We start from the raw sequence: 7,127 nt of genomic DNA, 5'->3' as shown, positions 1-7,127 counted from the left end.
CGCAGCCTTCGGCAGCTCCTACAAAAGCTGGGATAACCGCCGATCCCCTGTAGGAGCTGACAAGGCACGCAGGCTGCGATCGGCTGCGCAGCAGTCGTAGAATCGTAAATGACTGGACAAGACAGTTGCTGCTACGGGGTTCAGCGTTGGTCAGTCCACGCAAAAGGTCTCATGCAAATGCCGCCACAGCACCTTGCCGTCGGCGGCTTTTTCAAACACCACCGTGGCGCGGCGATCGGAGCGATTGCCGTTGTGCTCTTCTTGCAGCTCGCGATAACTGATCACAGCTCCGCCTGCATGCAAGGCGAGCCCCTTGAACTCGCTAAGGGTTATTTGTAGCCCCGGCCTGGCGCCACGCAGTTGCTCAAACAGCGTTTCCACGCCCTGTGCGTCCAACGCTTTACCGTTGGGCGCGATCATCGAAAATTGCGCTGAAAAACGCGCCAGCAACACGGGCAGTACGCCCGGTTCCAAGCCGGAAAACCAACCCTCAATTTCGACGTGAGTTTCATTCACAAGGTCGAAGTAGCTCGAATAATCCGTCATCACATTCTCTTGGTCAGGGGGCGGGGGGTTACATCACACAGAAATATTGAGGCCAAAGCGCTTCATCAGAATTTTTTGCAGCAATGCGCGAGGCACCAACGAGGCTAGCAGTGGCATGGCCCAGCTGCCATTGCCGTAGCGCAGCAAAGCCGGTGGCTTGGCTTTTTGCGTGGCTTTGAACACCGCGTCCGTGAACTTGCCGACGGGCGTGGGGTTGTCTTGCGACGCTTGAGCCCGTGCGCGAATGCCTTCGCGCATCGGCCACCAGGCAGAATCTTCAGCAATCAACTGTTCGGCCTGAGCACTGGCGTTTTTGGCGAAATGGGTGTCGATGGCGCCGGGCTGCACTTCCATCAGCCGAATCCCAAAGGGGGCCAGTTCCATGCGCAGCGCGTCGCTCAGTGCATGTACAGCGGCTTTCGAAGCGCAGTAAGCGCCTGCAAACGGGGTGACCAATACGCCGGACACGCTGCCGATATTGACCACTAACCCGCGGTTGCTGCGCAGAGGCTCGAACAGCGCTCGGGTGATGCCCACCACTGAAAAAACATTGGTTTCAAATTGCAGCTTGATGCCCTCAACACCCGCGTCGAGCACAGGCCCCATCGCGCCATACCCCGCGTTGTTGATCAGTACATCCAGCCCTTTGCCGTTCTGCTTGATGCGGGCGCTGAGTTGGTCAACTTCAAGGCGGTCATTGACGTCCAACTGCACGGCAACAAAACCTTCGGCTCTTAACTGCGCGACTTCTGCGGGTTTGCGGGCCGTTGCCCACACTTCATAACCGGCTTGTTTGAACGTTTGGGCCAGCGAACGACCAATGCCGGTAGAGCAGCCGGTAATTAAAACGAGGGGCATCACATCTTCCTTGGGGCAGCAAAAAAGTCAGTTGGCAAAGCTGCCTTGCAGGCGCTCGGCTCTGAATTCGAGGGTTTGGGCACGATAACCGGCGCGCAAGGGCGGCAGGGGCAAGCAGTCTTGCCACGAGGCACCCGCTTGCAGCTCGCCGGGCCCGCGATAACGCGGCGCAGTGTAGAGGTTGTCGGCCAAGTTGACCGTATCGCCGGGCGCATAGGCGGCAACTCGCCAGCCCAACTCGGTGAGCGGTACATCATTGCCGTTGCGTAGCGTGAGATGAAGTGGCCGGTCGGCCGGGCATTGGTCGGGGGCGTAGACCATACGCAGCTCAAGGCGAGCCAATTGTTGGGCTTCTCGGTAGTCCAACCACGCGACAGACGCAGCGACCATCGCCAACCCCACAAACGCTGCCATCGACACCGGCAAAGCTTTGGTTGGATAGCGCAGCAACAGGACGAGCCAGGTGATGATCAGTAGAACGCCGATAAGCATGACGCTCGCCTCGTAGAGAGTGGAGGGACATCCTACTCAAGCTTAGGTGGCAATGGCGAGTCTAGTTGAGCCATCGCGAGCAAGCGGGCGCCTACGCAAGATACGTAATGTGTGGGCGCGGGCTTGCTCGTGATTCAAGCGACGGGAGGTTGCGGCTTACTGCGCAATGGTCTTGATGCTAACCCCGCGTTCAATCGGAGTGGAGCGTCCGTATACATCTTCGAAACGCTCAATGTCGTCTTCGCCCAAATAACTGCCGGACTGAACTTCAATGATCTCCAACGGGATTTTGCCGGGGTTGCGCAGACGGTGTACCGAGGCAATCGGGATGTAGGTCGACTGGTTTTCAGTGAGCAAAAACACATTTTCATCGCAGGTGACTTCCGCCGTGCCTGACACCACGATCCAGTGTTCTGCGCGGTGATGGTGCATTTGCAGCGACAAGCAGGCCCCGGGTTTGACCGAGATGTGTTTGACCTGAAAACGCCCGCCCATGTCAACCGAGTCGTAGGAGCCCCACGGGCGATACACCTCGCAGTGGTTCTGGGTTTCACTGCGCCCTTGGGCGTTGAGTGTGTTGACCATCTGCTTGACGCCCTGAACCTTGTCCTTGTGGACAATCATCATGGCGTCCTTGGTTTCGACCACCACAATGTTGTCCAGACCAATCACCGATACCAGTTTGCCGTTGCCGTGGATCATGCAGTTGGTGCTGTCCTGAATCACCACATCGCCTTTGCTGACGTTGCCGTTGGCGTCCTTCTCATTCACGTCCCACAGCGACGACCAGCAACCCACATCACTCCAGCCTGCGGTCAAGGGCACCACACAGGCGCGTTGGGTTTTTTCCATCACCGCGTAGTCGATGGAGTTGTCCGGGCAGCAAGCGAAGGTGGCGTCGTCGATATCCACGGTGTCCATGTCTTGCTGGCTGCGCTCCAGCGTCAGCAGGCAGGTGTCATAAATATCCGGTTCGTGTTTTTTCAGCTCTTCAAGAAAGCGGCTGGCGCGGAACATGAACATGCCGCTGTTCCAGAAATAGCCGCCGCTTTTGACGAACTCGGCAGCGCGCTTGGCATCGGGTTTTTCGACGAACGAGGCCACGCGACTCACGCCTTCGGGCAACAACGCATCGGTTGTGGACTTGATGTAGCCATAGCCGGTTTCTGGCTTGAGAGCAGGCACGCCAAACAGCACCATTTCGCCGCGCTCAGCTGCCACAGTGGCCAGTGCCAATGCACGTTGCAGGGCTTTTTGGTCTTCGAGCACGTGATCGGCAGGCAGCACCAGCATCAACTCATCGCGCCCCTCGTTAATCAGCATCATCGCAACCAATGCCACGGCGGGCGCGGTGTTACGGCCAAACGGCTCCATCAGAATGCGCTGGGTGTCCAGATTGCGTGTTGCCAACTGCTCATTGACGATAAAGCGGTGCTCTTTGTTGCACACCACAATCGGCGCATCCATGCCATCAAACACCAAACGTTCAAGGGTTTGCTGGAACAAGGTTTGCTCGCCGGTCAGGGCCAGAAACTGCTTGGGGAATTGTTTGCGCGACAAAGGCCACAGACGCGAACCGCTACCACCTGAAAGAATTACCGGAATCATGATGTCTCTCCAAAAAATAAAAATAGGGTGCTGGTGATTCCTGTAGGCGCTAGCGCCTACAGAGAGCAAAGAGGGTTAGCGGCTCGAAACCGGACGTTTTACCCAGGTCGGGGACACGCTGCTGCCGCTGCCCGTGACGTAAAGCACTGCGGCTTCACCGCGCTCCAGCGCTACGGGCTTGAGGTCGCTGACTTTTTTGTCACCTTCAAACAGGGCGAAGCTGACTTTGACCGGGTTGATTTCGCGCTCGCCGCGGCCTTTGGCTGACACGGCTTTCACCACGTCGGTTTTACCGTCAGCGGTTTTCAGGGTCAGGGCTTTGTCGGTCAGGTTCTGCACGCGCACCAACGACTTTTGTTTGTTTTTGAACGGTGGTTCTTCGATCAATTGCGGCTGCCCGCTGTTGTTATTGACCAAGGTGTAATAGTGGTCGGCGGCCAGTTTGACCGGCAGGCTTTGGCTGCCCACTTTGGCGCTGTAATCGCCCTGGGGCAAAAAACTGAAATCGCTGCTGCCTTGCGGTGCAACCTCGTTCAGTGCGGTGTTGCCTACCGTCGCGCTGACGGGCTGATGACTGGCGTTAAACATGCGCACAAAGCTGGAACCTTTAGGGGCAGTGGGCCCGTAGAGCGCGGCATCACCACCGGCCCAGGCTTGCAGTGACAGCAAGCTCATACCGGCAATCAGTGCGAATGATTTGGCGAGACGACGTGGAGTAGGTGTAAACGGCATCGCTTTAAAGGACATAAGTCGAACCTCTCTTTCAGTTTTGCGCCCGGTTGGGCGTCTCGGATTTGGCTGTGTTTTGTGCAAGGTGTGGCTGGCGTGCGCCCGCTTCTTTCAAGGTGGCGACCCACTTCGGGTCGGCGTCGCCGATGTCGTTGTCTACCGGCAGGTAACGCTCGGGGAACTCCCAGATCAGCACTTGTGGCGGGGTGTTCTTGAAGGCATCGCTTTTGAGGTAAGCGAGCATTGGCAGGATGGGGCCGTGGCCGTCCTTGGAGTCGTTGATCACGTCACTGCGCAGCGCTTGTTTAAGCGCCCCGACAAAGTTCCAGTTGGGGTTGGCGCTGTAACTGGTGCCCACCAGCGTCACCGGCACTTCGCTGTCTGCGAACAGTGCTGTTTCACTGTCAGCGGCGGCATTGGCTACGCGGGTGCTGCGTTTTTCCAGCGGCTCGGCAGGGGGCAGCAGGTTGCTGAACAACGGGTCAAGTGGCAGGAAGCGCTCCAGGTCGCCGTTGTGTTGTTCGGTTTTTTCGGCCTCGGTGACAAAGTGCTGGGGCTCGCCACTGAGCGGGAACTGCGCACCAATGGCGCTGGCCAATTGTTGGGCCGCCACTTGCGCGCCGTCTGGCGTCCAGTGAGTGTCGGTGCGCAAAAACACCTGCGCGCCGGCTTGTTTGGCCTGTTGCAGCGGGCCGAGCAGGTCGGGGGCGATAACGTTGTTGGCAGCCAGTTGCGCATGGAAGTCGCGGTACAGATCGGCATGAATGCTCGCTGGACGCTCATCCCCCATGTGCTCTGGGTACAGGCGCACCTTGGAAGGCACCACTGCCATCACCAGTTTCACGCCGTGTTGTTTCAGCGTTTTGCGCACGCCTTCGACCAGCGCGTAGTTATTGGCCACGTTTTGCTCGGCGTTGGGCCACGGCTTGAACTCTTCGTCACTGAACAGCCAGTGATCGCGGCCCAGCACCACGCCGGGGCGGCCTTCGTTGAATAATGTGAGGTCCAGCGCAGCCCACAAATTGGTGCCCAAACGCTTGATCGGGAACTCGTCGTCGTAATGGGTTTCTACGGCCTTGCTCCAGCGCCCGTTGAGCACAGTGGCATCCTCGGTGGTGTTGAAACCCATAAAACTGCGCAGCGAGATCAGCCCCAAGCCCATGAGCAAGGCACAGAAAAACGCGACGTAGACGATGCGTAATGTTCGATTCATGGTCGGCTCCCCTTAGAACTGGAAGTACAGGAACGGCGAGAAGCTTTGCGCCGAGAGTTTGAGAATCGAGGCGATAAACAGCAGCACAATCAAGGTGCGCATTGCATAACGCGGCCAGTCAGCAACCCAGTACGCCGGTTGCACTTGAGCCTCGCTGCCCACGGTGTAACCCGGCAGGTGCAGGCTATTGGGGGCATCGCCTGGCACGGCTTTGATCAGGCCCGGTTGCGCGGTGGCGGGGCCGTCAGCTTCGGTTTTACCCGGCGCTTTTGGGGTGTTGTACAAGTCCCGCAGACCGAAGAAGGCCAGCGTCAGGTAGGCAACAACCAGCGTGGCCACTTGCAGGCCCGTGAGGTTGGCGCGGTTGAGTTCTGACAGCGACCACTCGCCAAAGCTGAACATGGCGCCGTACATACGACCGGCCACGTGCAGGTTTTCGGCGCGGAAGATCACCCAGCCCATGACCACCAGCAAGAAGGTCAGCGCCCAGCGAATCGGATTGAGCGCACGCGGCGTGGTGTTGATGCCCAGTGCTTTTTCAATCGCCAGCCACATGCCGTGCCAGGCACCCCAAATCACGTAAGTGATGTTCGCGCCGTGCCACAAACCGCCCAGCAACATGGTCAGGAACAGGTTGCGATAAGTGATGAGCGTGCCTTTGCGATTACCGCCCAGCGTGATGTACAGGTAGTCACGCAGCCAGGTGGAGAGGCTGATGTGCCAGCGCCGCCAGAATTCGGTGATCGACTGACTGATGTAGGGCTGTTTGAAGTTTTCCATAAAGCGAAAACCCATCATCAAGCCTAGGCCGATGGCCATGTCGCTGTAGCCGGAGAAGTCGAAATACAGCTGCGCGGTGTAGGCCAGCGCACCCAGCCAGGCATCGCCGGTGGTCGGGTTTTGCAAGGCAAAACAATGATCAGCGACCACCGCGAGGGTGTCGGCGATAAACACCTTTTTGATAAAGCCCTGCATGAACCGCGTGGCACCTTCGCTGAACTTGTCGAGGGTGTGAGTGCGGTTGTTGAACTGGTCGGCCAGATCGCGAAAGCGCAAGACGGGGCCAGCGATCAAGTGCGGGAAGATCGCCACAAAGGCTGCAAAATCGATCAGATTTCGTGTGGCCGGGGTATCGCCGCGATACACGTCGATGATGTAGCTGATGGACTCGAAGATGTAGAACGAGATCCCGATGGGCAGCAACACATGGGTCAGGATGAACGGGTCGAGCCCGACCGAACCCATCATCGCGTTGATGCTCTCGACGCCGAAATTGGCGTACTTGAAGTAGCCCAGAATCCCCAGATCGACGACGACGCCCAGCAATAGCCAGCGTTGCGCGGGCTTGGTGCGTATCCCGGCGGCACCGACTTTAAGGCCGATCCAGTAGTTCCAGACCGTGACCCCGATAAACAACGCCAGAAAGTCCACCCGCCACCAGGCGTAAAACGCATAGCTGGCGAGCAGCAGTAGCAGGTTGCGATAACGTTGCCCGCTCAAGTAATACAAGCCGAGAAACACCGGCAAGAATAAAAACAGGAACACATTGGATGAGAAGACCATCCTTACCTCTGCGTGTTGACCAACAGTAAAGGGCTAAGCCCCCCCAAACCCCCCCGTGAAAAAAGGGGGGGATGAATCAATGACATTCATCCGTTGGCGCTGGCGAAGGCTGCGATCT

7 protein-coding genes are annotated in these 7,127 nt (G+C 58.0%); all 7 read right to left on the bottom strand.

Features of this window, described 5'->3' with window-relative positions:
* Positions 1–150: 150 nt before the first annotated feature.
* The 7 genes from ACZRJQ_RS18385 to ACZRJQ_RS18355 all read right to left on the bottom strand — a co-directional run bounded on the left by ACZRJQ_RS18385 (position 151) and on the right by ACZRJQ_RS18355 (position 7,009).
* Positions 151–546, bottom strand: a complete 396-nt coding sequence (locus ACZRJQ_RS18385; RefSeq protein WP_463979755.1) for a DUF4440 domain-containing protein — start codon at positions 544–546, stop codon at positions 151–153.
* Between the two features lie 33 nt (positions 547–579).
* A complete protein-coding gene (locus tag ACZRJQ_RS18380) occupies positions 580–1,404 on the bottom strand; it encodes an SDR family oxidoreductase (protein WP_463979754.1) in 825 nt (274 codons plus the stop codon).
* 27 nt (positions 1,405–1,431) lie between these two features.
* Positions 1,432–1,896: a multidrug transporter gene (locus ACZRJQ_RS18375; RefSeq protein WP_463979753.1), complete on the bottom strand. Its 465-nt coding sequence runs from the start codon at positions 1,894–1,896 to the stop codon at positions 1,432–1,434.
* 156 nt (positions 1,897–2,052) lie between these two features.
* Positions 2,053–3,504, bottom strand: a complete 1,452-nt coding sequence (locus ACZRJQ_RS18370) for a mannose-1-phosphate guanylyltransferase/mannose-6-phosphate isomerase (RefSeq protein ID WP_463979752.1) — start codon at positions 3,502–3,504, stop codon at positions 2,053–2,055.
* A 75-nt stretch (positions 3,505–3,579) separates the two neighbouring features.
* The gene (locus ACZRJQ_RS18365) at positions 3,580–4,236 is read right to left on the bottom strand and encodes an alginate O-acetyltransferase AlgF (RefSeq protein WP_463979757.1); all 657 of its coding nucleotides are present in this window, start codon (positions 4,234–4,236) and stop codon (positions 3,580–3,582) included.
* 31 nt (positions 4,237–4,267) lie between these two features.
* The gene (locus ACZRJQ_RS18360) at positions 4,268–5,446 is read right to left on the bottom strand and encodes an alginate O-acetyltransferase (RefSeq protein ID WP_463979751.1); all 1,179 of its coding nucleotides are present in this window, start codon (positions 5,444–5,446) and stop codon (positions 4,268–4,270) included.
* 12 nt (positions 5,447–5,458) lie between these two features.
* The gene (locus ACZRJQ_RS18355; protein WP_463979750.1) at positions 5,459–7,009 is read right to left on the bottom strand and encodes an MBOAT family O-acyltransferase; all 1,551 of its coding nucleotides are present in this window, start codon (positions 7,007–7,009) and stop codon (positions 5,459–5,461) included.
* Positions 7,010–7,127: the final 118 nt, after the last annotated feature.

The organism is Pseudomonas sp. E315, assembly GCF_055406205.1.
Note: the sequence above shows the minus strand (reverse complement) of the source record. Positions and strands in the feature narration are given on the sequence as shown.